Annotated in this window: 21 protein-coding genes and 1 pseudogene; 15 read left to right on the plus strand and 7 right to left on the minus strand. The window is 60.2% G+C overall.

Translation table 11 applies throughout. From position 1 onward, the window contains the following. Positions 1-63: 63 nt before the first annotated feature. The 5 genes from ACLD1Y_RS22200 to ACLD1Y_RS22220 all read left to right on the plus strand — a co-directional run bounded on the left by ACLD1Y_RS22200 (position 64) and on the right by ACLD1Y_RS22220 (position 5,092). Entirely contained in the window at positions 64-828 is a 765-nt protein-coding gene (locus ACLD1Y_RS22200; protein ID WP_429479953.1) for a sulfite exporter TauE/SafE family protein, read from the plus strand. A gap of 118 nt (positions 829-946) precedes the next feature. Next, complete coding sequence (locus tag ACLD1Y_RS22205; RefSeq protein ID WP_429479954.1) at positions 947-1,537, plus strand: NAD(P)H-dependent oxidoreductase; 591 nt, start codon at positions 947-949, stop codon at positions 1,535-1,537. A gap of 30 nt (positions 1,538-1,567) precedes the next feature. Then, a complete protein-coding gene (locus ACLD1Y_RS22210) occupies positions 1,568-2,464 on the plus strand; it encodes a LysR substrate-binding domain-containing protein (RefSeq protein ID WP_429479955.1) in 897 nt (298 codons plus the stop codon). A 103-nt stretch (positions 2,465-2,567) separates the two neighbouring features. Beyond that, on the plus strand, positions 2,568-3,461 hold the full coding sequence (locus tag ACLD1Y_RS22215; protein ID WP_429479956.1) for an NAD-dependent epimerase/dehydratase family protein: 894 nt from the start codon (positions 2,568-2,570) through the stop codon (positions 3,459-3,461). 185 nt (positions 3,462-3,646) lie between these two features. Continuing rightward, positions 3,647-5,092, plus strand: a complete 1,446-nt coding sequence (locus ACLD1Y_RS22220) for a SulP family inorganic anion transporter (RefSeq protein WP_429479957.1) — start codon at positions 3,647-3,649, stop codon at positions 5,090-5,092. A 104-nt stretch (positions 5,093-5,196) separates the two neighbouring features. On the opposite strand, the gene ACLD1Y_RS22225 is transcribed toward ACLD1Y_RS22220, so the two are convergent. Further along, the gene (locus ACLD1Y_RS22225) at positions 5,197-5,577 is read right to left on the minus strand and encodes a lysozyme inhibitor LprI family protein (protein WP_429479958.1); all 381 of its coding nucleotides are present in this window, start codon (positions 5,575-5,577) and stop codon (positions 5,197-5,199) included. A 247-nt stretch (positions 5,578-5,824) separates the two neighbouring features. Between ACLD1Y_RS22225 and ACLD1Y_RS22230 the strand changes: the two genes are divergently transcribed. From ACLD1Y_RS22230 to ACLD1Y_RS22250, 5 genes are all read left to right on the plus strand, one after another. Then, positions 5,825-7,174 carry a gluconate:H+ symporter gene (locus tag ACLD1Y_RS22230; protein ID WP_429479959.1) on the plus strand — a complete coding sequence of 450 codons (1,350 nt, stop codon included), beginning with the start codon at positions 5,825-5,827 and terminating at the stop codon, positions 7,172-7,174. Positions 7,175-7,185: 11 nt separating this feature from the next. Continuing rightward, entirely contained in the window at positions 7,186-8,046 is an 861-nt protein-coding gene (locus tag ACLD1Y_RS22235; protein WP_429479960.1) for a MurR/RpiR family transcriptional regulator, read from the plus strand. 1 nt (position 8,047) lies between these two features. Next, positions 8,048-9,520, plus strand: coding sequence for an N-acyl-D-amino-acid deacylase family protein (locus ACLD1Y_RS22240; RefSeq protein ID WP_429479961.1), 1,473 nt, complete (start codon positions 8,048-8,050; stop codon positions 9,518-9,520). A gap of 118 nt (positions 9,521-9,638) precedes the next feature. After that, entirely contained in the window at positions 9,639-12,056 is a 2,418-nt protein-coding gene (locus ACLD1Y_RS22245) for a dermonecrotic toxin domain-containing protein (protein WP_429479962.1), read from the plus strand. A gap of 78 nt (positions 12,057-12,134) precedes the next feature. Further along, positions 12,135-12,503, plus strand: coding sequence for a glyoxalase superfamily protein (locus tag ACLD1Y_RS22250; RefSeq protein WP_429479963.1), 369 nt, complete (start codon positions 12,135-12,137; stop codon positions 12,501-12,503). 182 nt (positions 12,504-12,685) lie between these two features. Here the strand turns inward: ACLD1Y_RS22250 and ACLD1Y_RS22255 are convergent, their stop codons facing one another. From ACLD1Y_RS22255 to ACLD1Y_RS22265, 3 genes and pseudogenes are all read right to left on the minus strand, one after another. Continuing rightward, positions 12,686-13,549: a methyl-accepting chemotaxis protein gene (locus ACLD1Y_RS22255; RefSeq protein WP_429480038.1), complete on the minus strand. Its 864-nt coding sequence runs from the start codon at positions 13,547-13,549 to the stop codon at positions 12,686-12,688. A gap of 39 nt (positions 13,550-13,588) precedes the next feature. Next, a pseudogene (locus ACLD1Y_RS22260) lies at positions 13,589-14,605 on the minus strand (methyl-accepting chemotaxis protein); the annotation flags it as partial. 164 nt (positions 14,606-14,769) lie between these two features. Continuing rightward, positions 14,770-20,481 carry a membrane-targeted effector domain-containing toxin gene (locus tag ACLD1Y_RS22265; protein ID WP_429479964.1) on the minus strand — a complete coding sequence of 1,904 codons (5,712 nt, stop codon included), beginning with the start codon at positions 20,479-20,481 and terminating at the stop codon, positions 14,770-14,772. 177 nt (positions 20,482-20,658) lie between these two features. Between ACLD1Y_RS22265 and ACLD1Y_RS22270 the strand changes: the two genes are divergently transcribed. Further along, positions 20,659-21,276, plus strand: a complete 618-nt coding sequence (locus tag ACLD1Y_RS22270) for an FKBP-type peptidyl-prolyl cis-trans isomerase (RefSeq protein ID WP_017477811.1) — start codon at positions 20,659-20,661, stop codon at positions 21,274-21,276. Between the two features lie 153 nt (positions 21,277-21,429). On the opposite strand, the gene ACLD1Y_RS22275 is transcribed toward ACLD1Y_RS22270, so the two are convergent. The 3 genes from ACLD1Y_RS22275 to ACLD1Y_RS22285 all read right to left on the minus strand — a co-directional run bounded on the left by ACLD1Y_RS22275 (position 21,430) and on the right by ACLD1Y_RS22285 (position 23,312). Next, complete coding sequence (locus ACLD1Y_RS22275) at positions 21,430-21,687, minus strand: PA4570 family protein (RefSeq protein WP_003194088.1); 258 nt, start codon at positions 21,685-21,687, stop codon at positions 21,430-21,432. Positions 21,688-21,846: 159 nt separating this feature from the next. Further along, the gene (locus ACLD1Y_RS22280; protein ID WP_429479965.1) at positions 21,847-22,188 is read right to left on the minus strand and encodes a zinc ribbon domain-containing protein YjdM; all 342 of its coding nucleotides are present in this window, start codon (positions 22,186-22,188) and stop codon (positions 21,847-21,849) included. 155 nt (positions 22,189-22,343) lie between these two features. Continuing rightward, positions 22,344-23,312: a polyprenyl synthetase family protein gene (locus ACLD1Y_RS22285; protein WP_017735023.1), complete on the minus strand. Its 969-nt coding sequence runs from the start codon at positions 23,310-23,312 to the stop codon at positions 22,344-22,346. A 239-nt stretch (positions 23,313-23,551) separates the two neighbouring features. Here ACLD1Y_RS22285 and rplU point away from each other — a divergent pair, with 239 nt between their 5' ends. The 4 genes from rplU to proB all read left to right on the plus strand — a co-directional run bounded on the left by rplU (position 23,552) and on the right by proB (position 26,805). Then, complete coding sequence (gene rplU, locus ACLD1Y_RS22290) at positions 23,552-23,866, plus strand: 50S ribosomal protein L21 (protein ID WP_007950961.1); 315 nt, start codon at positions 23,552-23,554, stop codon at positions 23,864-23,866. A 34-nt stretch (positions 23,867-23,900) separates the two neighbouring features. Continuing rightward, a complete protein-coding gene (gene rpmA / locus ACLD1Y_RS22295; RefSeq protein ID WP_003176049.1) occupies positions 23,901-24,158 on the plus strand; it encodes a 50S ribosomal protein L27 in 258 nt (85 codons plus the stop codon). Positions 24,159-24,351: 193 nt separating this feature from the next. After that, on the plus strand, positions 24,352-25,575 hold the full coding sequence (gene cgtA, locus ACLD1Y_RS22300) for an Obg family GTPase CgtA (RefSeq protein WP_101272965.1): 1,224 nt from the start codon (positions 24,352-24,354) through the stop codon (positions 25,573-25,575). A gap of 111 nt (positions 25,576-25,686) precedes the next feature. Beyond that, the gene (gene proB / locus ACLD1Y_RS22305) at positions 25,687-26,805 is read left to right on the plus strand and encodes a glutamate 5-kinase (RefSeq protein WP_135289912.1); all 1,119 of its coding nucleotides are present in this window, start codon (positions 25,687-25,689) and stop codon (positions 26,803-26,805) included. The last annotated feature ends 12 nt before the right edge of the window (positions 26,806-26,817 follow it).

Here is a 26,817-nt window from a genome sequence, read left to right on the forward strand (position 1 = left end):
ACAAGAGGCTGCCTCAGTATATGGCGAATTTCCAATCCAGCCCCAACCCCGCACAATCCCCCCATGAATACCTTCCTAGCGTTCTACCAAGACATCGGCCCAGCCCTGACTATGCTGGTGTTCGGCACCTTCCTGCTGGCCGGCACGGTCAAAGGCGTGATCGGCCTGGGCCTGCCCACCGTCGCTATGGGCTTGCTCGGCCTGGCTATGCTGCCGGCGCAGGCTGCGGCGCTGTTGATCATTCCCTCAACGATCACCAACCTCTGTCAACTGGCCTTCGGCGGCCACCTGAGTGGTTTGCTCAAACGCCTGTGGCCGATGTTGCTGCTGATTTTCATCGGCACCGGGCTCGGTACCCTGTGGTTGGGCATGAGCGGCGGCGGCTGGGTGGTTCACGCGTTGGGCGGCGCATTGCTGGTGTATGCGCTGAGCGGATTGTTCCTACCTACCTTCAAGGTAAAAGCCGAAACCGAACGCTGGCTGGGGCCGCTGTGCGGGCTTGTCACCGGCATCATCACCTCGGCCACCGGCGTGTTCGTGATCCCGGCAGTGCCTTATCTGCAAGCCTTGGGTTTGAACCGCGATCAATTGGTGCAGGCATTGGGGTTGTCGTTCACCGTCTCGACCCTGGCCTTGGCCGCTGGGCTGGCTTGGCGTGGCAGCCTGGGCGGCGGCGCATTCAATGCTTCGCTGCTGGCGCTGGTGCCCGCGTTGCTGGGCATGTGGCTGGGCCAGGTTGTGCGTCAACGGATCAGTGCGGTGTTATTCAAGCGTGTGTTTTTTATCGGCATGGCACTGTTGGGCGGCCATCTGCTGATCAGTGGTTAATAATCACATCTGCATTCGTGCATTTTGATCAAATGTATTTTGCCGCACCACCGCTTATTCCGAAGGGCCAAGGTCGATAGTCTGCGTCCAGACATTTTCAACCTCTGGACACCCTCCCATGAAAAAAGTACTCCTGCTCAACGGCGGCAAACAGTTCGCCCACTCCGATGGCCGCTACAACACCACCCTGCATGACACCGCCGTGGCCGTGCTTGACCGTGGCGGTATCGACGTCAAGGTCACCCATATCGACGCAGGCTACGACGTGGCCGAAGAAGTTGCCAAGTTCCTCTGGGCCGACGTGATCATCTACCAGATGCCCGGCTGGTGGATGGGCGCACCGTGGATCGTCAAGAAGTACATCGATGAAGTCTTCACCGAAGGCCACGGCAGCCTGTATGCCAGCGACGGTCGCACCCGTTCCGACGCCTCGCAGAAATACGGCAGTGGCGGCCTGGTCCAAGGCAAGCAGTACATGCTGTCGCTGACCTGGAACGCACCGCAGCAAGCCTTTGACGACCCGACTGACTTCTTCGAAGCCAAGGGCGTGGACGCCGTGTACTTCCCGTTCCACAAGGCCAATGAGTTCCTCGGCATGACCGGCCTGCCGACCTTCCTGTGCGTGGACGTGATGAAACGCCCGGCCATCGAAGCCGACGTGGCGCGCTACGAGCAGCATCTGGCGCAGGTGTTCAGCCTCTCGGTGTAAGCTGCTGCAAACCGATAACGAGGAGCGCCTGTGAAAGCCCGATCCGACGAGCTACAAATCTTCGTCAGCGTGATCGAGTGCGGCTCGATTTCCGCCGCGGCCGAGCAGGTTGGGCAGACGCCCTCGGCAGTCAGCCGCACCTTGTCGCGCCTGGAAGCCAAGCTCGACACCACGCTGATCAACCGCACCACGCGGCGCATGGACCTGACCGAAGAGGGCAAGTACTTCTTCGAACAGGCCAAGGTGATCTTGGCGCAGATGGAAGAGTTGGAAGAACGCCTGTCGTCACGCCAGAAAAAACCGGCGGGGCGGCTGCGTATCAACGCGGCTGTGCCGTTCATGCTGCATGGGATCGTGCCGTACATTGCTGAGTTTCGTCGCTTGTACCCAGAGATCCAGCTGGAGCTGAACAGCGATGACTTGATCATCGACCTGCTGGAGCAGAGCACCGATATTGCGATCCGCATCGGTGTGCTCGCCGACTCCACCTTGCATGCTCGCTCCCTGGGCTGCACGCCGCTGCATATCCTCGCCAGCCCTGCGTACATCGAACAATTCGGCGCGCCGACCACGGTGGCCGAGTTGGCCGATCACACTTTGCTCGGCTTTAGCCAAACTGAAACCCTCAACCACTGGCCGCTGCGGCATGTGGAAGGTGACCGTTGGCTGATCCAGCCGAGTGTTTCTGCGTCCAGCGGTGAAACCGTGCGTCAGTTGGCGCTGGAAGGGCAGGGCATTTGCTGCCTGTCGAACTTCATGACCATCGACGACATCGATGCCGGCCGCCTGGTGCCGGTGCTGGAAGGGTTCAACAGCGGTTATCGCCAGCCGATCCACGCGGTGTTTTATCGCAACTCGCAGTTGGCGTTGCGCATCCAGTGCTTCCTGGACTTTATCCAGGCCAAGCTGGCGCGGTATGCCTGCTGATTCGTGACCCTCGCGCAAGAGTGAATTGGGCGCCAGGGGCTTATTCGTCAGGGAGGTGGCCTTGATACTGGAGCCATCACTTACCCACTCAGGAGAGCCCTCCATGAACGTATTCGTTACCGGCGCTGCAGGTTTTATCGGCGGTTCCATTGCCACCGGCCTGGTCCAGGCTGGCCACAGCGTGACCGGTCTGGTGCGCAGCACCGAGCAAGCCGCTGAAATGACCGCCCTCGGGATCACCCCGGTGATTGGCACCCTGGACGACGCTGCTGTACTGACCGAGCAAGCGCAAAAGGCCGATGCCGTGATCAACGCCGCCAGCAGCGACCATCGTGCGGCAGTGGAAACCTTGCTGGCGGCGCTGAAAGGCTCGAACAAGCCGTTCCTGCACACCAGCGGTTCGAGCATCGTGGGGGATGCGTCGGGCGGTAAATCCAGCGACGTTATCTATTTTGAAGATAACCTGCCGGAACCCACCGTCGACAAAGCCGCCCGCGTGGCGATCGACAACCTGATCCTCGCCGCCGCCAACGACGGCGTGAATTCGGCAGTGATCTGCAACACCCTGATCTACGGCCACAGCCTGGGCGTGAAACGTGACAGCGTGCAATTGCCGCGCTTGCTCAAACAGGCGCGCAAAAGTGGCGTGGTGCGACATGTGGGGACGGGGCAGAACATCTGGTCCAACGTGCATATTGAGGATGTGGTGGCGTTGTATCTGTTGGCGCTTGAGAAGAACGTGCCGGGCACGTTCTACTTTGTCGAAAGCAGTGAAGCGGCGTTTATCGACATGACCACGGCGATTGCCGAAGCCTTGAACCTGGGTCAACCGCAAGATTGGCCTTTAGCCGAAGCTGAGGCTGAGTGGGGTTATGAGATGGCCAACTATGGTTTGGGTTCCAATAGCCGGGTGCGCGGTAAGCATGCCCGAGAGTTGTTGGGATGGGCGCCGCAGCGCACATCGGTAGTCGAGTGGATTCGCCGCGAGATGGTTTGATGTTCGCTTGAGACCGAGTGGCCTTCATCGCAGGCAAGCCAGCTCCCACATTTGAATGTATTCACAAATCGAAATGTGGGAGCTGGCTTGCCTGCGAAAGGCGCGACTCGGTCCCCCAGACTAGCCCCAACCTCCTCAATTCCGTACCATCCCCCGCCTTATCCCCCGCATTACCCTGGTACCTCATGAACCTCACCCGTCTGCGCGCCGATGCCCTGGCTGGCCTCACCACGTCGTTTGCGTTGCTGCCCGAATGCATCGCCTTTGCCCTGGTGGCCCACCTCAACCCGCTGATGGGGCTCTACGGCGCCTTTATCATCTGCACCCTCACCGCGTTGTTCGGCGGCCGGCCGGGCATGGTCTCGGGTGCGGCGGGCTCGATGGCAGTGGTGATCGTCGCGCTGGTGGTGCAACACGGCGTCGAGTACTTGCTGGCCACGGTGCTGCTGGGCGGGTTGATCATGATTGCCTTCGGCCTGCTGCGCCTGGGCAAGCTGGTGCGCATGGTGCCGCACCCGGTGATGCTGGGGTTCGTCAACGGCTTGGCGATCATCATCGCGCTGGCGCAACTGGAGCACTTCAAAAGCGGTGAGCACTGGCTCAGCGGCACGCCGTTGTACGTGATGATCGCCCTGGTGCTGGTGACCATGGCTATCGTCTACCTGCTGCCGCGCCTCACCCGCGCCGTGCCACCGGCACTGGTGGCGATCCTTGGCGTGGGCCTGGCGGTGTACCTGTTGGGCCTGCCTACTCGCACCTTGGGCGACATGGCCCACATCGCTGGCGGTTTGCCGACGTTCGCGCTGCCACAAATCCCCTGGACCCTGGAAACCCTCGGCATCATCGCGCCGTATGCGTTTCTGATGGCCATGGTCGGCCTGCTGGAAACCCTGCTCACCCTCAACCTTACCGACGAAATCACCGAGACCCGTGGCTACCCCGACCGCGAAAGCGTGGCCCTGGGCGCGGCAAACATGGTCTCGGGTGTGTTCGGCGGCATGGGTGGTTGCGCGATGATCGGGCAAACCGTCATCAACCTGAGCTCCGGCGGGCGCGGGCGTTTCTCCGGGGTGTTTGCCGGGGTGATGATCCTGTTGTTCATCCTGTTTCTGTCGCCGTTTATCGAGCGTATTCCGCTGGCGGCGCTGGTGGGGGTGATGTTCGTGGTGTCCCAGCAGACGTTCGCCTGGGCCTCCTTGCGGGTGATCAACAAGGTGCCCCTCAACGATGTGCTGGTGATTATCGCGGTGACGGTGATCACCGTGTTTACCGACCTGGCTACGGCGGTGTTGTGCGGGATTGTGATTGCGGCGCTGAACTTTGCCTGGCAACAGGCGCGTGAGTTGTACGCCGATGAGCACTTGGAAGCGGATGGCAGCAAGCTGTATCGCCTGCACGGTACGTTGTTCTTCGCCTCGACTGCGCCGTTTCTGAACCAGTTCGACCCGGCCAATGACCCGGCTCAGGTGACGCTGGATTGCCGTCACCTGAGCTTTGTCGATTATTCAGCGATTGCGGCGCTGATGACCCTGCGCGAGCGCTATGCCAAGGCCGGCAAGCATCTGCGGGTGCTGCACTTGTCGGAGCGCTGCAAGAAGCTGCTCAAGCGCGCCAAGGTTCACCACGAATAACCTTGTAGGAGCGGGCTTGCCCGCGAAAATCGTCAACGATAACGCGGGCATTCTGCGTGTACGCGCGCATTCGGATTTTTCGCGAGCAAGCTCGCTCCTACAGATCACGGCCCAACCAGGTCTTCCAGTTCCTGGGCGCGGGTCTGGGTCATGTCCAGTACGCAACCGGAGCCATTGACCCGGTCGATGCTGCCGCCGGTTGCACTGCCCGCGAAGGCGCAATTGGCGTCACGGTACTTTATCCACAGGCGCTGCACGTCTTGCAGTTGCTGTTTGCGCGCGCCGTCCTGGGCGGCGAGGGCGGTCTTGTAGGCCGTGTTCAGGCGCTTGTCCTGCACCTTGGTTTCATTGGCATTGCAATTGACCATGTCGGCGGTGGTGTTGGCGGTGTTCATGCATTTTGTCAGCGCCGCGTTATCGGCCGCTGAGGCGGTGCCGCATAAGGCAAGAAGCAGAGCGCCAGCGGCAAGGGAGGTGCGAATCATGGTCGGTTTCCTGGGCGTGAGTGGATGCGCATTTTAAGACTGGATGGCGGCCGTTGAGTTTCCGACATCCTCTGATCTTCATGTAAGAACACCCTCCGAATTTTCATGCATGGCCGTCGGGCATATCCCAACGCGACAGCGCTTGTCTGTGGGCGAAACTTACTTTCATAAAAATTGAAAATACTCCTCAGGAATGATTTATGAGTTTCACAACCAATTCGACGTGACCCTTTCCGAGGAGTACCGCATGGCCGCATCACTGGGCTTCGGGCTATTGGCATACGCTGCCATTGCCATCATCGCTTTGATCGTGCTGATTGCACGTTACCGACTCAACCCGTTCATCGTGATCACCCTGGTGTCCATCGGCCTGGCGCTGACGGCCGGGATGCCGGCGGATACCATCATGAGCTCGTATGAGGCGGGCGTCGGCAAGACTCTGGGGCATATCGCCCTGGTGGTGGCACTGGGCACCATGCTTGGCAAGATGATGGCCGAGTCTGGCGGCGCCGAGCAGGTGGCACGCACGCTGATCAACCGCTTCGGCGAGCGCAATGCGCATTGGGCCATGGTGTGCATCGCGTTCCTGGTGGGCCTGCCGCTGTTTTTCGAGGTGGGTTTTGTCTTGCTGGTGCCGATTGCCTTTACCGTGGCGCGACGGGTGGGCGTGTCGATCCTGATGGTCGGCTTGCCCATGGTCGCCGGTTTGTCGGTGGTGCACGCGCTGGTGCCGCCGCACCCGGCAGCGATGATGGCGGTACTGGCGTACAACGCGTCGGTGGGGCAGACCGTGCTGTATGCGATTTTGATCGGCATTCCCACGGCGATCATCGCCGGCCCGGTGTACGCCAAATACATCGTGCCGCGTATTCACCTGCCGGCGGAAAACCCGCTGGAGCGCCAGTTTATCGAGCGCGAACCACGCACCCAGTTACCGAGTTTTGCCCTGACCATGGGCACCATTCTGTTGCCGGTGGTGCTGATGATGATCGGCGGTTGGGCCAATGTGATTTCCACGCCGGGCAGCGGTTTCAACCAGTTCCTGTTGTTTATCGGTAACTCGGTGATTGCGCTGCTGGTGGCGACCCTGGTGAGCTTCTGGACCTTGGGGATCGCCCAAGGCTTCAACCGCGAGTCGATCCTCAAGTTCACCAACGAATGCCTGGCGCCGACAGCGAGCATCACCTTGCTGGTGGGCGCAGGCGGTGGCTTGAACCGCATCCTCGTGGATGCCGGCGTCACCAATGAAATCCTTGGCCTGGCCCATGCCTTCCACCTGTCGCCGCTGGTGATGGGCTGGCTGTTCGCCGCGTTGATGCGCATCGCCACGGGTTCGGCGACGGTGGCCATGACCACCGCGTCCGGCGTGGTCGCGCCCGTGGCCCTGGGCCTGGGTTATCCACACCCTGAGTTGCTGGTGCTGGCTACCGGCGCAGGTTCGGTGATCTTTTCCCACGTCAACGACGGCGGCTTCTGGCTGATCAAGGAATACTTCAATATGACGGTGATCCAGACCTTCAAAACCTGGACCGTGCTGGAGACCCTCATTTCAGTGGTCGCCTTTGCTCTGACGTACGGTCTGTCCTGCATTTTGTAACCGGAGAGCCCATGGACATCCTCTACCAGATCCGCGCCCGCCAAGCTTCGTTCAGTGCCGGAGAAGGGCGTATCGCCCAACTGATGCTCGATGACGTGGGCTTCGCTGCCTCGGCCAGCCTGGAAGAATTGTCCCAACGCGCCGAGGTCAGTACGGCCACGCTGTCGCGGTTTGCCCGCAGCGTCGGGTGTCGAGACCTGCGTGATTTGCGCTTGCAATTGGCCCAGGCCAGTGGGGTGGGTAGTCGTTTCCTGGACCCGGCGGGGTTGCCTGAACAGTCGGCGTTTCACCGGCAGATCCTCGGCGATATCGAGGCCACGTTGCGACAGCACCTGTCGGGTTTCAACCAGGCGAGTTTTGCCGACGCGGTAAGCCTGCTGAGCAAGGCGCGGATGATCCACGCCTTCGGCATGGGCGGCCCGTCGAGCCTGTGCAGCGATGAGTTGCAGGTGCGCCTAGTGCGTCTGGGTTACCCGATTGCCGCCTGCCATGACCCTGTGATGATGCGTGTCACGGCCGCCACATTGGGCCCCGAGCATGTGTTGATCGTCTGTTCTCTGACGGGCCTTACTCCGGAACTGCTGGACGTGGTGACCCTGGCGCGCAACTACGACGCGCGCGTTGTCGCCATCACCCTGGCCAAATCCCCCCTGGCCCAATTGGCCGACGTAGTGCTGCCTCTGCAGCCGGCCGAAACCAGTTTTATCTACAAACCTACGGCGGCGCGCTACGGCATGTTGCTGGCCATCGACCTGCTCGCCACCGAGCTGGCGCTGGTCATGCCAGACGACAACCAGGAACGCCTACGCCGGATCAAGCTGGCTCTGGACGAATATCGCGGCGGCCCTGACAGCCTGCCGCTTGGAGACTGATATGAAATACGACACGTTGATTCGCCAGGCGCTGATCATTGATGGCAGCAACACGCCCGGTTATCTCGCCGATGTGGGGCTGCGCGACGGGCGCATCGAAACAATCGGTGATTTGTCGGCGGCAACGGCTGTGCATGAAGTCGACGCCAAGGGCCGCGTATTGGCGCCGGGTTTTATCGACGTGCACACCCATGACGACACGGTAGTGATCCGTCACCCACAGATGTTGCCCAAACTCAGCCAGGGCGTGACCACGGTGATTGTCGGCAACTGCGGCATCAGCGCGTCACCGGTCAGTTTGCGCAGTGATCCGCCAGACCCGATGAACCTGTTGGGTGCACGCGAGGCGTTTGTTTATCCGCGTTTCAGCGACTATCGCAACGCTGTCGAAAACGCACATCCAGCCGTCAACGTCGCCGCGTTGATAGGCCACACGGCGCTGCGCAGTAACCATATGGACGACCTGCACCGCACCGCCACGCCGGACGAAATCGCCGCCATGCGTGTGCAACTGCAAGCGAGCCTCGAAGAGGGCGCCCTTGGTTTATCCACAGGCCTGGCCTACGCCAGCGCGTTCAACGCCGAGACCGATGAAGTGTTGCAACTGAGTGAAGAACTCACAGCGTTCGGTGCGGTGTACACCACCCATCTGCGCAGCGAATTCGAGCCGGTGCTGGAGGCGATGGACGAGGCTTTCCTGATCGGTCGGCACGCCAAGGTGCCGGTGATCATTTCCCACCTCAAGTGCGCCGGGGCGGGTAACTGGGGGCGTAGTCCGCAGCTGTTGGCATCGCTGGAATTGGCGGCGAAAACCCATCCGGTGGGGTGTGATTGTTACCCGTATGCGGCCAGTTCTTCGACCTTGGATCTTAAGCAGGTCACTGATGCGTTTCGTATCACCATCACCTGGTCGACGCCGCACCCGGACATGGGCGGACGCGACTTGCAAGACATCGCCGCCGAATGGGGCGTTTCATTGATGGACGCCGCACGCCGCCTGCAACCGGCGGGGGCGGTGTATTACGGAATGGATGAAACGGATGTACGCCGTATCCTGGCGCACCCATTGTCGATGGTCGGTTCGGATGGGTTGCCGGAAGACCCATTCCCCCATCCACGTTTGTGGGGCGCGTTTCCACGGGTGCTGGGGCATTTCAGTCGGGACGTGGGGTTGTTCCCGCTGCACACGGCAGTGCACAAGATGACGGGGTTGTCGGCGGCGCGGTTTGGCTTGTCGGAACGTGGCGAAATACGCGAAGGACACTGGGCTGACCTGGTGTTGTTCGATCCGTTGCGGGTGCGGGACTTAGCTGATTTCAAGGCGCCGCAGCGGGCGGCGGAAGGCATCGATGGGGTGTGGGTCAATGGTGTATTGGCTTACCTGGAGGGGCATGCGAATGGTCAACGACCTGGGCATTTCCTGGCGCGTAGCGGCGATCTGCGCGGCGGTTTCACCCCGCCGGCCAGCACTTGATGCGAGTGCGTTTATCCTTCGGTGTTGTCGAAATATGAACAATCAGCCCTTACAAAAAGGCGATTTTGAGGTAGGCGGTTCTCCCTAGACTGGGCAGGTCTTTTTCGGGAGAACCTGTATGCAAACTGAGCCTTTTACCTTCCACCGTTTCAAGGTCATTGCCCCGTCGCTCACTAAACAGCCTGGGGGGATCGCTAAAGAAACGGGGGCAACTGCCATAGCGACTTTCCCTTTTCCCCGCGATACGGTCAAAGGCTGGATCCAGGAAAAAGTCTGGAACTTGACCAATCAGTGGATTGATCCGGACAAGGTTTACCTGCATCAATTTTCAGCGGCCAACAGTGTAAAGACCGGCGGCTCCTCGACGGGCTGGGAGCACCGTGGCGTCCCCGAGAAATCCATGACCCTCACCGAGGCCGTTACCAGTGATTTTTTCTCGGCGGAACGCTATGGCACCGCAGGCAAGGCCCAGGCGGTAGCGCATTTCGTCGGTTCCAATACCAGTCCGTTCTCGCTGTTTGATAGCGACAGCGTTTCTGATTTTTTCAAGCGCCTTGGTCTTTTCGTGTTTGATCGCACCGGACCGGGTTACATCTATTCGAAAATCCATGACGACGTACCCAATGCCAAGGAGACGTGGCGTGACCTGGATTCAGTCTACGGGCTCTACCTGGATGGCCCTCAGAAGGGTGTTTATAACGCCGAGAACCAACTGCGCATGAAGCCCAGCGAGTTGTTGAGCATGGTGCGTGAGGCCGACCTGCAGACGAAGGTGATAGCCAAGCTCGACGACTTTTGGTCAAAGCATGGCGATCAGTGGCAGGCATTGGCTAAAAAGCAGTTTGTGATGGAAGCCAACGCCGCTCTGGCCTTAAACCAGGCGCATCCGGATCAGGGCCTGACTGCTCAGGCGTACGCCAGCATCATGCGGGCGGCCGCGCCGGAGGTTGCGTTGCAGGCGCGAGGGGCGCAAGTACCCGCCGCGTCAGTATCGGGTACCAAGGTGTTGGCCTTTGACATCAATGGCTACCGTTCCAACGATATCTTGCGATTCGTCGCGAAGGACGGTGGCGAAACGTTGTACTTCCCTGGTGAAAAGCCGTCCCTCATACAGTTCAAGGACAGCGCCGCACTCGATCAGTGGGTGCTCCAGCAGAGCAAGGATCCCACCAAGGCCCTTGCACTGGAGCAGCATTTTTCGCTGCGAGATCGTCAGCAGGGCATTTTTGGTCCCCTGAGTGCCAATGGCGTAGATGGCACCCTGAAAAAAATCAGTACCGGGGAGATGGCGGCCAACAACAGCCATCTCAATACCCTCAATTACCCCATCGCCGGCGACGTATTTTCGTTTATGGCCAGCCAGACGCGCCAGCGCATCAATAGCGATGCCGACACCGAAATGAAGTCCAATACCGAGGTGTACAAGGAGGATGCGCTGGGTATGTTGCAAGCAGGAAACGCCGTATTTTCCATCCCCTTGGCCTTGCTTGGGCCGATCGGTATCGCCATTGGTGCTACAGCGTATGGGGTGCAGGTGGGGATGGAAGTCGACAAGGCTGTCGAAGGCGATACCCAGGCCGAACGCAAGAGTGGTTTGCACCAAGCCGTAACGGACGTTGCAACCATGGCGTTTTTCCATGCCCTGGGTAAGGCGGCACCTGGCGATACGGCCGCTGAGGGCGCGTCGCCGCAGGCGTCGGCCGAGGGTGTCAATACGGCAGGGAGCAAACCCTTTTTCAATTACCAGCGAGTAAACGGGCAGGTGGGTGTACTGATGAGCCCGACGCGTTCTCCCCGTTTGCCGGAGCCGTCGGAGGGCAAGTTGAATCCCGCTTGGGACCCGACCATGGAAGTCTACCTGCTACCGGGAACCAAGCGTCCGTTGGTACAGCCCAGCTATGAGACGGTGGAGGAACCCGCGGCAAAAAGAACAAGAGTTGACGACTCGGAGGATGAACAGTCGCCGTCTTCCGTGGCTTCGGATGCGACATCTTCAGGGGAATATGAACCTTATGACGATGACTCCGTACTCAAGATCAATCGCTACAAGGACAGCATTACCCCGCCTGCCGGGGGGTACTTCAACAGTCGAGGCATGATCGAGCGCACCGATCTTCCCGTGTTGTACCGGGTTGAAAAGGCAGAACGTGTGGATCGTCGAGAGAGTCCGGACGAGACCGGTTTCAGGGATTCCAACTTTTTTTCCGGCCCCGAAAAAATGATGGAGGGTAACGTTGTGGTGGCCTCTCGCTCAAAGGAAGCGGCCATGCAATTTGGTGAGAGCGAATTCGGCGGCGATTATTATCTCTACGAAATTGACAGCCGCGGCGTACCAGCAGTGTCCTTTAACGAGAATATCGAGGCGAACCCTCAGTTCGTTGAGGACCGCCAGTGCGTGGCGCCAGGTACCATCGAACGCCTGCGCAACCAAAATCGCTTGAAAGAATTTGCAGAAAACTCCTATCAGTTTGATGAAGTTCATGTTGCCAATGACCGATTGGGGCACGCGCGTATTACCAGGATTCCCCACGGTTGAGCTGCACTTCTCTGCGGCGCTGTCCTGGGGTAGGGTGCTTGCTCGTCAACAGCACGCGGTTTTGCATTGGAGAGTCATATGCCGTTAGGAAAAGTCACCCCCATCTTGAGGATTTTCGACGAGACCAAAGCGTTGGAATTCTACGTCGACTTCCTGGGGTTCAAGGTGGATTGGCAACACCGTTTCGAGGCGAATTTCCCGTTGTATTTGCAGGTGTCGTTGGGCGAATGCGTGCTGCATTTGACCGAGCACCATGGGGATGCTTCGCCGGGTGCGGCGGTGCGGATTCAGGCGCAAGGGGTGGACGCGTACCAGCAGCAATTGCAGGGTAAGGACTACCGTTATGCCAAGCCCGAGGTTGAAGAAACGCCTTGGGGCTCGCGGGAGATGAGCATCAAGGACCCGTTTGGGAACCGGGTGGTGTTTGTTGAGGAGAGTGAGGAGTAAATCGCAGGCAATAAAAAACCGCCTTAGTTAAGGCGGTTTTATTGCAATCTTAGTGTTGGCTTGTGGCGAGGGAGCTTGCTCCCGCTGGACCGGGCTGGCGCTCCAGTGCGAAGCGCGCCCACGATTTTTGGGGCCGCTGCGCGACCCAGCGGGAGCAAGCTCCCTCGCCACAATGATGTTTCTTACACCCGGAAGTGGCTGACCATCTGCTGCAACTGGCTACCCAAGCGCGCCAATTCAACACTCGACTTGGCCGTCTCATCACTGGCCGTAGCCGTCTGTTCCGACACATCACGCACGTTCACAATGCTGCGGCTGATCTCTTCGGCCACGGCGCTTTGCTGTTCGGCAGCGGCGGCAATCTGCTGGTTCATCGACTGGATATTCGACACCGTACGGGTGATGTTTTCCAGGGACACGCCAGCCTTGCGCGTCAGCTCCACACTGCTGTCGGTCAGGCTGCGGCTGTTGTTCATCACGTTGGCCACTTGCTGGGTGCCGTTCTGCAAACCGGCCACTAGGCCTTCGATTTCCTCGGTGGATTTTTGCGTGCGCTGGGCCAGGCCGCGCACTTCGTCGGCCACCACGGCAAACCCACGACCGGCTTCACCAGCGCGCGCTGCTTCAATCGCGGCGTTGAGTGCCAGCAGGTTGGTTTGTTCGGCCACGGCCTTGATCACGTCCATCACGCTGCCGATCTTGTTGCTCTCTTGTTGCAGGTGCGCCATGGCATCGGTGGAGCGTGCCACCTCGGCGGCCAGGCGTTCGATTTGCGCAATCGCTTCGCCCACGACCTTGTCGCCTTCACGGGCTTGGCCGTCGGCATCGGACGCGGCTTGGGAGGCTTGTTCGGCGTTGCGCGCGACTTCCTGCACGGTGGCGGTCATCTCATGCATCGCAGTGGCGACTTGGTCGGTCTCAATCTTCTGGCTGTTCACGCCGGCGCTGGTCTGCTCGGTCACGGCCGACAACTCTTCGGCAGCGCTGGCGATCTGGGTCACGCCGTCGCGAATCCCGCTGATCAACTCGCGCAAGGTGGTGCCCATGCGCTGGATGCCTTGTTGCAACACGCCCAGTTCGTCGCGGCGAGTGACCTGGATGTTATGGCTCAAATCGCCGGAAGCGATGCGTTCCACCACCGCCAGGGTTTCCTGCAAGGGACGGGTGATCTGACGGGTGATCACCAGCGCAGCGATGATGCCGACCAGCAGGGCCAGCAAGGTGCTGATCAGTTGCAGGCTACGGGCCTGGGCGCTTTCGACGTCGCGGCGGTCAAGCTGGATGTCGTAGAGCTTGTCGCTGATGCTGACGATATCGTTGCCTTGCACGGTCATTTCGGCACGGGCGGTGACGATGTTGGCGTTGGCCGCCTTGTAGTTCTGCACGGCGGTGCGATAGGCACCCAGGGCCGACTCCAGCGAGGTCAGTGCGCTTTGCTGGCTGGCACCGAACACCGCGCTGAGGTCTTTCAAACCGGTGATGGTTTTTTCGATTTGTGCCGCAGCGCGAGCTTCGGTGTCTGCGTTGACGTTGCCGGTGTAGCCACGCACTTCATAGCGCGACAGTTGGAATTGCATCTTGGCGTCGGCCACCGCCTGGAACTGGGCCAGGTACTGCGGGCTGTCGGCCATTTGCTTTACGCTGGTTTCCAGCGTGTCGATCTGGGCATTGGCGATGTCCGCTTTGTCGCCCATGCTCTGGCGCGCGGCGTTGCCGTTACGGTAGGCCTCGCGCATTTTGTTCAGGGACTGCTGGTAAGCGGTAATGATGGCTTTCTGCTCGTTGAGCAGCTTGAGGTTTTCCGGGCTCTTGAACGTATTCAGCAGTTTTTGCTGTTGGGCGATGAAACCGTCAAGGTTGGTCTGCACATTCTGCGCGGCGGCTTCGTCGCCGTTGGCGAGCATGTACTGCAAGCGGGCCACGCGCAATTTGGTCAGCGACGCGTTGAGCTGGGTGATGTCGCTCATCCAGTTACTGCGATCGATCAGGCCGCCCAGGCTGGTCCAGCCGGTGAGGGCCAGGATCGAGGTGAGGACCAGCACCAGGCCAAAGCCCAAGCCCAGTTTGAGGTTGACGCTGATGTTGCCGAACCAGCTATTCATCGAATGCTCCGCAAGTTGATGTTTGTCTGCTGGACGGTGTTGTTGTTTGAGCCAGCCAAAGTATGTAGGTGGGTATCGGCGGCGCGACGCAGATCTGAAATGGCTTTTTCACCGGTGATGAAAAACCGCCCCCCTGCCCGATGAACGGGCAGGGGAGCGACTGGTCAGGTCAGATGCGTCATCCCCATGCCAGGGGGAGGAGCGGCTTTGAGCATCTCAGTGAGTTGGGACAGGTAATAGAACCGTCGCGGTTTGAGTGGCTCCCAGCGCTCAACGAAAAACTGGCCTTGTTCATTTATTTGAATTGGCGTGGTCACGATTTCATTGCTGCGCGAAAAGTGCACCAGGTTGATCTCGCTGTCGTTGGGGCGTTCGATAATGAACTGCCCAGGCGCCGTCAGTCGGCTGCGACTCGGCGGCAGTGGCGTGTGGTGTACCGGGCGCCCGGCGACGGCCATTTCTATCTTGAAGTCACTGCGCAAGGCCGCGCTCTGGCCTTCATCAACGACTTGCCAGGTGGCACTGTGCGGCGGCCGTGCCAGCTCGGGGGCGGTGTCGCGTACATGCAGGCTGATGGCGTCCTGCAACTGGGCGAGCCCTGGCACCCCCAGGTACATATCGGTGTGGGTGCTGCCGACAAAGGCGACCCATTTGTGTGGCCCTTGGGCGAGTTGGTCGGCCTTGATCACTTCATTGGCGAAGTGGCTGAACAGTTCGCCACGTGCGTTCATGCCCGCGAGCCCTTTGATGTGATAGCTGGCCGTGCAATCGAGGGCGCGAATGCGGATCCCTTGTTTATTGGCGGCCTTGAGTACATTGGTGAACGTAAAAGACCCTTTGTAGAGCGGCATCTGGCCCAGGTCCAGTTGGGCCAGATAGGTTGCCAGATTGGCGGGCATGCGCGACGTGGCATGGAAGGTATCCAGCGCGCCTTGGTGAAGGTCGGTGAACAGGTGCTCGATATACAGGGTTTTTACCCCCTGTTTTCTCAGGTGTTTCATATATTCAATCAACAGGCGCTTGCTGGACTGGGCCGAGTGCGCTTCACCTATCACCAACCCCAGTTTCTGGGCATACACCCGCTCAATAAATACCCGTTCGTTGGTGGCTGTGGCGATGTCCGTAAGGGGGCCTCGTTGGGCAGGCGCGAAGTCGGCGAGCGAGGCCTTGGCGCTGGCCTGCAAGCGCTGGCGGGTCTGGATGAATGTTTGCCGCGCCGTGCTTGAACTGCTGGAGCCGTAGCGAGTATCCAGCCCACGGTGCTCCATTCTCAGGCGGTCGATGTCGGCACGCTGGGCGTAGGGAATATCGAATTCGGCATAGTGCGTCGCGGCCTGGGGTGACGGTGCTGAGGCCCCCGGCGGTTGCAGCGCAGCGTGAGCCGTTGGCATGGCCAGGGTGTAATCACCACGCGCTTGCGCGCTGCTGGCGGTGTCGGGCCAGAGGCCGGTGCGTTGACCCGCTGCCGCGTCTTCCACACGCAAGGCCGGGGCGCTTTGCAGGTCCGATAAACCAGCCACTTGTTCGTAGGTGCCCAGGCGGTTGGGCTCCACCAGCGCTACCCAGCCTTCGTCGGCGTCTTTTTTAAGGTTTTGTTCGATCACCGTGTGCGAGTAGAAGTTACGCAGTTTGCTGCTGCGGGGGATGAAGCGTGGGCCATCGCCCAAGGCCAACACGTGCTCCATATGGTAGGAGGCGCTGCCATCGAGGCCGTCGATGGCGACGTTCAGCCGCTGGGTCTCCAGCAGCAATTTGCGATAAGTGAACGGCGCGTCCGCTGCCAGCCCCAGGGCTTGATCCACAAGCTTGAGGTGTTCTTCGACTTGCCGCAGGGCATGGGCCTTGTTGCCGCTGAGCTGGTTGTTGAGGATTTTCAGTTTGCGATGAAACAGGTCCCGGGGCAGGTTCTCGATATACACGCGCTTAAGGCCCTGATCGACCAGGCCGGGCAATTGTTCGATCAACAACTGCTTGCTGGCGATGGAGTTGTCGACGGCGCCGATGATCAAGCGTTTATTACGACTGAACAGGGCCTTGAGAATATCGGCGTGCAACGCATCCGTCGCCAACGAGGGCAGCGCTGCTCTGGGCGCCGGGGCCGGTAAAGCCTGGAAGAAGGCATTGGCCCGCTCGGTTAGCTGTTCAACCTGTTTGACGTAAGCGGTGCGCAGGGGGGCCGATTGTGTCAGGGCATTGCCCTGGGCAGCCCCGCTGTAGTCAGACCCCATGCTCTGCAATTTTTGCTTGAACTGGGGGTCTAGCAGGCTGCGGAAGGTCTTGGCCTGATCAGGCGCCGTGTCAAAGGCCTCCAGCGTACTGCTCTCATCGGCCAGCAGTTTTTCGTATTGTTTGCGCCCGCCGCCCGCCACACCGGTACGTACCCATTGGCCTTCGGCAGTTTGATTGACCAACCGCGCAGTCGAGTGCAATTGATCGGTGAGGGGGTCGTGGCGGTAAAGCAAGTAGCGGCCCAGTGCATCCGGGGTGTGCGAGGTCCACAGGGGGCGTCCTTCGAACAACACAGGCTGCATGCCCTCGGGTTTGAGTGCATCCACTTGGCTGATCAGCGCGCTGTCTGTGACGTGCGAGCTGCTGCGGATAACCGGTCGCAGTGATTTGAAGGCGCCCTTGAGGGCCGGGCGTACATCGAATAACAGCGCACCGCCGAGGTTGGTGAGGTAGCCAATGTAGTGCTCCAGTGCGCCGCCTTGGTCATTCTGGTGATAGGCATTGAGGGCAAGCATGGCGTCCTTGAATGCCAGCAACCCGCCCAGGGTCAGGCTAAGCAGCGGGAACGGCATCGTGGCCACGGCGGTCACCCACTCGATGCAGGTCCAAAGGATGCCGGTGATCATCTGCGTGCGATTGACCGTGGTGGCCTGTACGTCGTCGATCTTGCGTTGCAGGCGCATGTTGTAAAACTCATGGCGCAGGTCGGTCAACGGCGTGATGTGCTGCGTGCTGTCATGTCGGGCAATGCTTGGGGTCGAGCGGTTGATGTCGTCCGGCAAGCCGTTGCTGGCGTTTTTCAGGAACAGCCCGATGCGCGCCATAGACGGCAACGGCACCCGCGCGCACCAGTAGGCAGGCATGCCTTCGACTTTTTTGAGCAGGTAATTGAACAACCTGGCCTCGCGAAAGCCGATGCCATCCGGCGCTTGTGGGGTATAGAGCAGCACGGGGTGGTTGTCGTGGCTGAACAGGTAGTTGCCAAGTACCCAATCGCCGTTGATGGATAACCGGTGAACTTTATAGGTGTTGCGCGCTGTAGTGCCGCTGTCGGACAGGCTATCGATAGCCCGTTCGAGCCACGTCAGGTCGACACTGGCGATATGCCCCTGAAGGCGCGATTCCAGTGCGGCGTTTTTCATCTGCAATTGCTCGATCGCCACGACCGCGTTGCGTCGCTCGTCGTAGCCCGGGCTTTCACTGTGTTGCAGACGCCGACGTACCTCATCGGTATACCGCTGACCGATCCATACCCCGGTGACGGAGCGGGCGACGTTTTGCGCGGTCAGTGGGCTCAGGTCAACACCGGGTGGGCCACGAAAGGTCGCGGCGGCGGAGAATTTTTCGTCGAGAAAGCCAATACCGTCTGCGTAGCCATCGCGGTACAGGGTGGTGTAGGACACCGGCTGCGGTGGCGCGCCGATCAGCGGTTTGGGCGAGTAGGCAAACACGCTATCCGGGTCGACGTCATTCTGCTGGCGGCCCAGTAGCGTATTGAGGCTGAGCTTGGCCTTTTCATGCAGGTAACTTTCAAATGATGGGAACTGCGCCTCGGCATCCGGCCTGGCGTCATAGCTGCGCAGCGCGCCAGCGGCGTTATCGGCCAGGCTCGCCAGGCGCATGCGCTCGGCCGCCGAGGCCGCGCGGTACCAGGCTGGGGAGCTGAATTCGTAATCATCCAGTTGCACCGCCAGCCGATGCGCGGCCATCGCATCCAGGCAATCGGTATGGTTGCATGGCTTGCCGAACGTCACTTCTTCATGCTCGGCGGCGTCTGGGCGCAGGCTGATGTCCCGTAGGAAATTCCCCATCTTCGCCCGAAACCGCAGGGGGACTTGTTCCAGCAGATAATCGCTGAGGCTGCGACCTTTTATGCGCGCGGTGCGATCTGTCCAGCCGATGATGTGGCTTTGGCACTCGCGCAGTGTGTTGAACGCGATGAACTGCTGGGCATTTGGCGCATCGGGTGTACACAACAGCAACCGTTTAATCTGGCCGTCGGCATCTTCCTCGCGCAGCAGCCACAGGTCGTGGAGCTGTGCGCCGTGGAGCAACACGGTCTGGGCACACAATTGTGGGCGTGGGTGTTCCCGCAGGTCTTCGAACAACTGGTAATCGGCGGGGTTCAGGTGCCCTTGCAGCTTGGCGATATAGGCCATTGCCACGAGCCGCTGATCAAAAAAATCCCGCGCCGCCCGTTTGATTGGGGGGGAACCCAGGGCGGCTTTTTGGGTGTTGGCGAAGTCCAGGCGCGGCTGCAGGTCTTGCAGCAAGGTCAGTAAGGTTGGCACGGTGAGGTGGGCATACGCTTGCCCGAGCGGCGCCCCGGCGTAGCTCAAGGTGCTGTGCTCGAGAAACGCCGAGCCAGGTGCGCTATCGCCGGTATGCAGGCCACGCAGGGTCAGCTCTACCAGCGAACGTTGCTGGCTGTACGTGCCGACCTGGGGGACGGTGCGGCGGGTGGTGATGGTCAGCAGGTCCGGGTCCAGGTCGTGGATGTCCAGCTCATCAGCCAGTTGCTCGGCCCATTGATGCCGGGCCAGCGCCTGGGGCGTTGCGGCGGGGCCGAACAACTCGATGAATGCTTCGCGTGCGTGGTTGTAGCTGCGTAAGTGCTGGTCGAGGGCTTTGCGCTGGGCCGTGTTGGCGCTGCGGTACCAGTGAGGCAGGCTGCTGAATAAATCACGCTCCAGCAAGCGCTGTGCCCTGAATTCCAGGCGCGGGGTCAGGTCGGGCAGGGCGGCGTGGATGGCGGCGTCCAGATGTACCTTGAGCGCCATGGCAGTGACCTGTCCGGCCTTGGCGAGGCTCAAGGCGTGGTTGATGTCCTGCTCGCGTTTTTCGAGTTGGGCCTGGTACACCTGTTCGAACAACGGCTCGCCCTCAATGGGCTGTAAGGCCAGCGGGAAAATGCCGATAGGCTCCAGGTGTTGATAACGCGTCGGGAGGTGGCGGCTGAACTCGGCCAGCCCGGCGCTTGTGGCCAGCGCAGATTGCAGGCCTTGATCCAGGTCGTGGAGTGTGTCGAATGCCTCCAGGCCGCGGGAAGGGGTGAATAACAGCACCGGGCCCACGGCGGCCGTGTCGGTCAGGCTGCTGACGGTGGGGCTGGCCAGGCGCGTCAGCACGAAGGCCCCGGCGAATGCCACGCGCTGGTCTTGGTAGTCGAACGTCAGCGCGTACATGCCCGGGCGAAAGCTTGGCCCGCGGGAACAGTCGTCGAGCATCAACAGGTCAGCCGGGGATAGCAGGGCGTCGCTGGCGTTGAGGCGGGCTTCCTGTTCCAGCGCGTTGATCCCGGCGGTGAAGCTCAGGTAGGTTTTGCGGCTTTGGCCGTCGACGGTGCTGGCTTCATCCAGGGCCTGCAATTGTGTGACAAGTTCGCTGCTCAAGCGCTCAAGCAGTTGCTGGCCGCTGGCCTGGGCGAGGTCGGCGTCTGTCAGGTCTTGATACAAGGCGTGAGCCTTTGTTGCGTAGACGCCGTTGACGTGGTTGAGGGTGGCATTGATTTTTTCCAGCGCCAGGCGCTCGGGCGGTAACGTGACGGGGCGCTTGCTGTGGGGGCGCAGCGTTGGATCGATTTCCAGCAGGTGGCTGTGGACCTGTTGCAGGGTAGGTAATGCAACGGGTTTTTTCGGCGTACTCATTGGCACTGTCCCAGGGTGATGAATGAGTCATCAGCATGAGTAGCAATGGCGGGCGTGCGGCGGTAGATAGGTAGGCTAAGGCGGGGCTCATCATGGGGCGGTGATGTGTGCTAGTCTGCGGGCCCTTTTCGATTTGGGCGGCGCGGGAAATCGTGCTGCCCTACAGCGGAGCACCTCATGTCCGAAGTTAATCTGTCCACCGACGAAACCCGCGTCAGCTACGGCATCGGCCGTCAACTGGGCGACCAACTGCGCGACAACCCGCCGCCTGGCGTGAGCCTGGACGCGATCCTGGCTGGCCTGACCGACGCTTTCGCCGGTAAGCCAAGCCGTGTTGACCAGGAGCAAATGGCGGCCAGCTTCAAGGTTATCCGTGAAATCATGCAAGCCGAAGCGGCTGCCAAGGCCGAAGCGGCCGCTGGCGAAGGCCTGGCGTTCCTGGCTGAAAACGCCAAGCGTGATGGCATCACCACCCTGGCTTCGGGCCTGCAATTTGAAGTGCTGACTGCCGGTGATGGCGCCAAGCCAACCCGTGAAGACCAAGTGCGTACGCACTACCACGGCACCCTGATCGACGGCACTGTGTTCGACAGCTCCTACGAGCGCGGCCAGCCTGCAGAATTCCCGGTTGGCGGCGTGATCGCTGGCTGGACCGAAGCCCTGCAACTGATGAATGCCGGCAGCAAATGGCGCCTGTACGTGCCGAGCGAACTGGCTTACGGCGCTCAAGGCGTTGGCAGCATCCCGCCGCACAGCGTTCTGGTGTTTGACGTCGAGCTGCTCGACGTTCTGTAAGACCTGTTGATGACTGCGGGTACTGGGCTTGTGTGGGAGCGGGCTTGCTCGCGAAAGCGGAATGTCAGTTACAAGTAAGTTGACTGATCCACCGCCTTCGCGAGCAAGCCCGCTCCCACAAAAAGCCCGCACCCGCAGATTTGACGGCTGGGCTCATGGATGGAACTTGCCATTCAACTCCGTGGCCGGGCGCAACGCTCGGGCATAGCAGAACAGAAACAGATTGCGCACCACCTCTTTCAACACCCCAGGTTCACTCGAACTCAAGCCGTTTACGTCCAGGTCGCCCTGATCCTGCAGTTCATTTAGCGCTTCTTCCTCCAGCACCGCACAGACTTCCCCGGTTTCCCGATGCAGGATCCGAAGGTAGGGGTGTGGGCGATCCAGCCAGGCATCTATCAAATAAGTCATGGTCGTTCTCCTTGATAAGTTTCAATGAGAATAATTCTTATTCGTAGAATAGCAAGTGCCTATTGGCGGTTTGTGGGTTTTTCTGTGTGGATATTGCGTTCGATCAATCGAGAGGGCGAAACGCCATCCCGCGGCGGGCGCGGGATGGATGCGGCAGGTTCAGACTTTGCGGACAAACTCGGACTTGAGTTTCATCGGGCCGATACCATCGATCTTGCAATCGATATCGTGGTCGCCGTCACACAGGCGGATATTCTTGACCTTGGTGCCTACCTTCACCACCAGGGACGTGCCCTTGACCTTGAGGTCCTTGATCACGGTAATAGTGTCGCCGTCCTGCAACACGTTGCCGACAGAGTCTTTCTTCACGGCGTCATCGCTGGCCACTTCGGCCTCGCCATTGGCGGACCATTCATGGGCGCATTCCGGGCAGATCAGCTGGGCGCCGTCTTCGTAGGTGAACTCGGAATTGCATTTCGGGCAGGGTGGCAACGTGCTCACTAAAGCTCCTTGGGAGTCAGGGATGGCTAAAAGTCGCACATTATATAGGGTTTTGTAGCCGGGGCGGGATGGTGAATTGGCAATACAAACCAAATGTGGGAGCGGGCTCCCACACAAGCCCGCTCCCACACAAGCCCGCTCGCCGCAGATTTGCGTTAGTGGGTACGCGCGACCGCAAACTCACTCAGCTCAACCAGCGCATCCCGGTATTCGCTGGCCGGCAGCGCTTCGAGGCACTTGATTGCACGGGCTACATAGTCACGCGCCAACTGCGCGGTGTAGTCCAGCGAGCCCGAGGCTTCCACGGCTTCGCGGATGCTTTCCAGGTCTTCGATGCCACCTTTCTGGATCGCCTTGCGCACCAGGGCAGCCTGTTCCGGCGTGCCTTCGCGCATGGTGTAGATCAGCGGCAGGGTCGGTTTGCCTTCGGCCAGGTCGTCACCGACGTTCTTGCCCAGGGTTTCGGCGTCGCCACGGTAGTCGAGCAGGTCATCCACCAGTTGGAATGCCACGCCCAAGTGGTCGCCAAAGGTGCGCAGGGCTTCGGCCTGTTCGGCAGTGGCGCCACACAGCGCGGCGGCGCTGTGGGTGGAGGCTTCAAAAAGCATCGCGGTTTTGCCGCGAATCACTTCCATATAGGTTTCTTCGGTGGTGCTGGCGTCGCGCACCTTGGACAGCTGCAACACTTCGCCTTCGGCGATGATGCGCGTGGCCTGGGAAAGAATCTTCATCACCGGCATCGAGCCCAGTTCGACCATCATTTCGAACGAGCGCGAATACAGGAAATCGCCGACCAATACGCTCGGGGCGTTGCCCCACATGGCATTGGCGGTCTCGCGGCCACGGCGCATGCCGGACATGTCGACCACGTCGTCATGCAGCAGGGTGGCGGTGTGCAGGAATTCGATCGTGGCGGCCAGCAGGCGCAGGTCGTCGCCTTCGCGGCCCAGGGCCTTGCCACACAGCAACACTAATAAAGGACGCAGACGTTTGCCGCCGGCCGACGTAATGTAGTCGCCAATTTTGGAGACCAGTGGCACTTTAGAAGTCAGCTGCTTCTTGATGATGCCATCGACGGCGCTAAAATCGTCCGCGACCGCGCGGTAGAAGGCTTGGGGTTGCATCAGCGACAGTCGCTCCAGAAGGGTTGCGCGGCATGCTAGGACCCTGACCCCGCAGTGTCAAGGCGCGATGGGCGGCCACTTGCAACGCGCCAAAGCCTTGCGTACAATCGCGCACCCTGAACTTCCTGGGCAGCACCTGCCTTACGCAATTGCATTCGGGACGTCCATCCCATGCAGCCATGCCAGCCAATACCTCTTCTTATAAAGAGCTGGGTGAGCAGGATTATCGGAGAAATACCATGTCGTACGCAGTAATTGTTACTGGTGGCAAGCAATACAAAGTCGCCCCAGGTGAATACCTGAAGATCGAAAAACTGGAAGTCGCTACTGGCGAATCCGTTACTTTTGATCGCGTTCTGTTGGTCGCCAATGGCGATGACGTGAACATCGGCGCTCCAGTTGTTGCTGGCGCTACCGTTGTGGCTGAAGTGATCTCCCAAGGTCGTCACGATAAAGTCCGCATCATCAAGTTCCGTCGTCGTAAGCACCACATGAAGCGTATGGGCCACCGCCAGTGGTACACCGAGATCAAAATCACCGGTATTCAGGCTTAATTTCAGCCTAATTCCTCACTAGGAGAATTGACTCATGGCACACAAAAAAGCTGGTGGTAGTACCCGTAACGGTCGCGATTCAGAAGCCAAACGCCTTGGCGTCAAGATGTATGGCGGCCAGAAAATCATTCCGGGCAACATCATCGTGCGTCAGCGCGGCACCCAATTCCACGCCGGTTACGGTGTAGGCATGGGTAAAGATCACACCCTCTTCGCGAAAATCGAAGGCGTGATCAAGTTTGAAGTAAAAGGCGCGTTCAACCGCCGTTACGTGAGCGTTGTCGCAGCTTAATTGCGAGATCGCTGGAAAAGCCCTGTCTTGCGACGGGGCTTTTTCGTTTGTGGAGTGAGTCTCTTGCAAAGCTGTTTGTGATGGGCTCAGGCGCTGGATTTGCGGTCGCTGATTGAGGTCGCTGCGCTCATTTTTGCAAGAGTCTTATGTCTTGGTTTCTTAAGCTCGTCCATGCGACGAGAGGCGTTTTGTTATGAAGTTCGTTGATGAAGTTTCCATCCGAGTAAAAGCAGGCGACGGCGGTAACGGTTGCATGAGTTTCCGTCGCGAAAAATTCATCGAAAACGGTGGCCCCAACGGCGGTGACGGCGGTGACGGAGGTTCCATCTACATGATGGCCGACGAAAACCTCAACACCCTGGTGGACTACCGTTACACCCGGCACTTCGATGCCGAGCGTGGCTCCAACGGCGGCAGCACCGACTGCACCGGTAAAAAAGGTGAAGACCTGGTACTGCGCGTACCGGTCGGCACCACCATCATCGACTCGGCCACCCAGGAAGTGATTGGCGACCTGACCAAGGCCGGCCAGAAGCTGATGGTTGTGCAGGGCGGCTGGCACGGTCTGGGTAACACCCGATTCAAGTCCAGTACCAACCGTGCGCCACGCCAGACCACGCCGGGCAAGCCGGGCGAGCAGCGTGACCTGAAGCTGGAAATGAAAGTACTGGCTGACGTGGGCCTGCTGGGCTTGCCGAACGCCGGTAAAAGTACTTTCATCCGCTCGGTCTCGGCCGCCAAGCCGAAAGTCGCCGACTACCCGTTCACCACCCTGGTGCCAAACCTGGGCGTGGTCAGCGTGGACCGTTGGAAAAGCTTCGTAATCGCCGACATTCCTGGCCTGATCGAAGGTGCTTCCGATGGCGCAGGCCTGGGGATTCGCTTCCTCAAGCACTTGTCCCGTACCCGTTTGCTGCTGCACCTCGTCGACATGGCGCCGCTGGATGAAACCAGTGCACCGGACGCCGCCGAAGTGATCGTGAGCGAACTGACCAAGTTCAGCCCGGCCTTGGCCGAGCGTGATCGCTGGTTGGTACTGAACAAATGCGACCAGATCCTCGAAGAAGAGCACGAAGAGCGCGTCAAGGAAATCGTCGATCGCCTGGAGTGGGAAGGCCCGGTCTACGTGATCTCGGCCATCGCCAAAGAAGGCACCGAGCGCCTGACCCGCGACATCATGCGCTACCTCGAAGACCGCGCCGACCGCCTGGCGGCCGACCCGGTGTTCAAGGCTGAGCTGGCCGAACTCGATCAGCAGATCGAAGACGAAGCCCGCGCCCAGTTGCAGGCCCTGGACGACCAGCGCGCCCTGCGCCGCAGCGGCGTGAAGTCTGTCCATGACATCGGCGACGACGATTGGGACGAAGAAGACGTGGATGATGAAGACGGTCCGGAAATCATTTACGTGCGTGACTGATCCGTTGCAGTAAACTTGAACGCCGCTCTCTATAGAGCGGCGTTTTAGTATCCGGGTTTAACGTTATGGGCCGCGCTGGGTCGCGCAGCCCTCAATCTAAGGTTGAAGATGATGCGGAGCAAAGTGACAGGTGCGCAGCGCTGGGTCGTAAAGATCGGTAGTGCGCTGCTGACGGCGGATGGCAAGGGGCTCGATCGCGCAGCCATGAGCGTCTGGGTCGAGCAAATGGTGGCCTTGCATGAGGCTGGTGTCGAGTTGGTGTTGGTGTCGTCCGGGGCGGTTGCCGCCGGGATGAGCCGCCTCGGCTGGACCGCGCGACCCAGCGCGATGCACGAACTGCAAGCCGCCGCCGCCATCGGCCAGATGGGCCTGGTGCAAGCCTGGGAATCGAGCTTTGCCGAGCACGGCCGGCACACGGCGCAGATCCTGCTGACCCACGACGACCTGTCCGACCGCAAGCGCTACCTCAACGCCCGCAGCACCTTGCGCGCGCTGGTAGAGCTGAAAGTCATCCCGGTGATCAACGAAAACGACACCGTGGTCACCGACGAAATCCGCTTCGGCGACAACGACACCCTGGCCGCCCTGGTGGCCAACCTGGTGGAAGCCGACCTGCTGGTGATCCTCACCGACCGCGACGGCATGTTCGACGCCGACCCGCGCAACAACCCCGATGCCCAGCTTATCTATGAAGCCCGCGCCGATGACCCGGCGCTGGACGCCGTGGCTGGTAGCGTCGGCGGTGCCCTGGGCCGTGGCGGCATGCAGACCAAACTGCGCGCTGCGCGCCTGGCCGCACGCTCCGGTGCCCACACCATCATCGTCGGCGGGCGCATCGAGCGCGTGCTGGACCGTCTCAAGGCCGGCGAGCGCATCGGTACGTTGCTGTCGCCGGAACGCGGCATGCTGGCGGCGCGCAAACAGTGGCTGGCCGGTCATCTGCAAACCCGTGGCACCTTGGTGCTGGACGATGGCGCGGTGTCGGCGTTGTCCCAAGGCAACAAGAGCCTGCTGCCGGTGGGCGTCAAGTTGGTGCAGGGCAGTTTCCGCCGGGGTGAGATGGTGGTGTGCGTCGCGCCCGACGGTCGCGAAATCGCCCGTGGCCTGGCCAACTACAGCGCCCTGGAAGCCCAGAAAATCATTGGCCAATCGTCTGACGCGATTGTGAGTCTGTTGGGTTACATGGCGGAACCGGAACTGGTGCACCGCGACAACCTGATCCTGGTTTAACCAAAGGAATAC

The organism is Pseudomonas sp. 18175 (assembly GCF_050432925.1).
GTDB lineage: Bacteria > Pseudomonadota > Gammaproteobacteria > Pseudomonadales > Pseudomonadaceae > Aquipseudomonas.

Bases quoted from the DNA above. Each gene is read 5' to 3' on its own strand.
- rplU (WP_007950961.1), top strand. From the start codon at position 23,552: ATGTCGTACGCAGTAATTGTTACTGGTGGCAAGCAATACAAAGTCGCC.
- proB (WP_135289912.1), top strand. From the start codon at position 25,687: ATGCGGAGCAAAGTGACAGGTGCGCAGCGCTGGGTCGTAAAGATCGGT.
- ACLD1Y_RS22245 (WP_429479962.1), top strand. From the start codon at position 9,639: ATGCAAACTGAGCCTTTTACCTTCCACCGTTTCAAGGTCATTGCCCCG.
- cgtA (WP_101272965.1), top strand. From the start codon at position 24,352: ATGAAGTTCGTTGATGAAGTTTCCATCCGAGTAAAAGCAGGCGACGGC.
- ACLD1Y_RS22225 (WP_429479958.1), bottom strand. From the start codon at position 5,577: ATGATTCGCACCTCCCTTGCCGCTGGCGCTCTGCTTCTTGCCTTATGC.
- ACLD1Y_RS22200 (WP_429479953.1), top strand. From the start codon at position 64: ATGAATACCTTCCTAGCGTTCTACCAAGACATCGGCCCAGCCCTGACT.
- ACLD1Y_RS22205 (WP_429479954.1), top strand. From the start codon at position 947: ATGAAAAAAGTACTCCTGCTCAACGGCGGCAAACAGTTCGCCCACTCC.
- ACLD1Y_RS22270 (WP_017477811.1), top strand. From the start codon at position 20,659: ATGTCCGAAGTTAATCTGTCCACCGACGAAACCCGCGTCAGCTACGGC.
- ACLD1Y_RS22265 (WP_429479964.1), bottom strand. From the start codon at position 20,481: ATGAGTACGCCGAAAAAACCCGTTGCATTACCTACCCTGCAACAGGTC.
- ACLD1Y_RS22215 (WP_429479956.1), top strand. From the start codon at position 2,568: ATGAACGTATTCGTTACCGGCGCTGCAGGTTTTATCGGCGGTTCCATT.
- ACLD1Y_RS22220 (WP_429479957.1), top strand. From the start codon at position 3,647: ATGAACCTCACCCGTCTGCGCGCCGATGCCCTGGCTGGCCTCACCACG.
- ACLD1Y_RS22250 (WP_429479963.1), top strand. From the start codon at position 12,135: ATGCCGTTAGGAAAAGTCACCCCCATCTTGAGGATTTTCGACGAGACC.
- ACLD1Y_RS22240 (WP_429479961.1), top strand. From the start codon at position 8,048: ATGAAATACGACACGTTGATTCGCCAGGCGCTGATCATTGATGGCAGC.
- ACLD1Y_RS22235 (WP_429479960.1), top strand. From the start codon at position 7,186: ATGGACATCCTCTACCAGATCCGCGCCCGCCAAGCTTCGTTCAGTGCC.
- ACLD1Y_RS22285 (WP_017735023.1), bottom strand. From the start codon at position 23,312: ATGCAACCCCAAGCCTTCTACCGCGCGGTCGCGGACGATTTTAGCGCC.
- rpmA (WP_003176049.1), top strand. From the start codon at position 23,901: ATGGCACACAAAAAAGCTGGTGGTAGTACCCGTAACGGTCGCGATTCA.
- ACLD1Y_RS22255 (WP_429480038.1), bottom strand. From the start codon at position 13,549: ATGGGCACCACCTTGCGCGAGTTGATCAGCGGGATTCGCGACGGCGTG.
- ACLD1Y_RS22230 (WP_429479959.1), top strand. From the start codon at position 5,825: ATGGCCGCATCACTGGGCTTCGGGCTATTGGCATACGCTGCCATTGCC.
- ACLD1Y_RS22275 (WP_003194088.1), bottom strand. From the start codon at position 21,687: ATGACTTATTTGATAGATGCCTGGCTGGATCGCCCACACCCCTACCTT.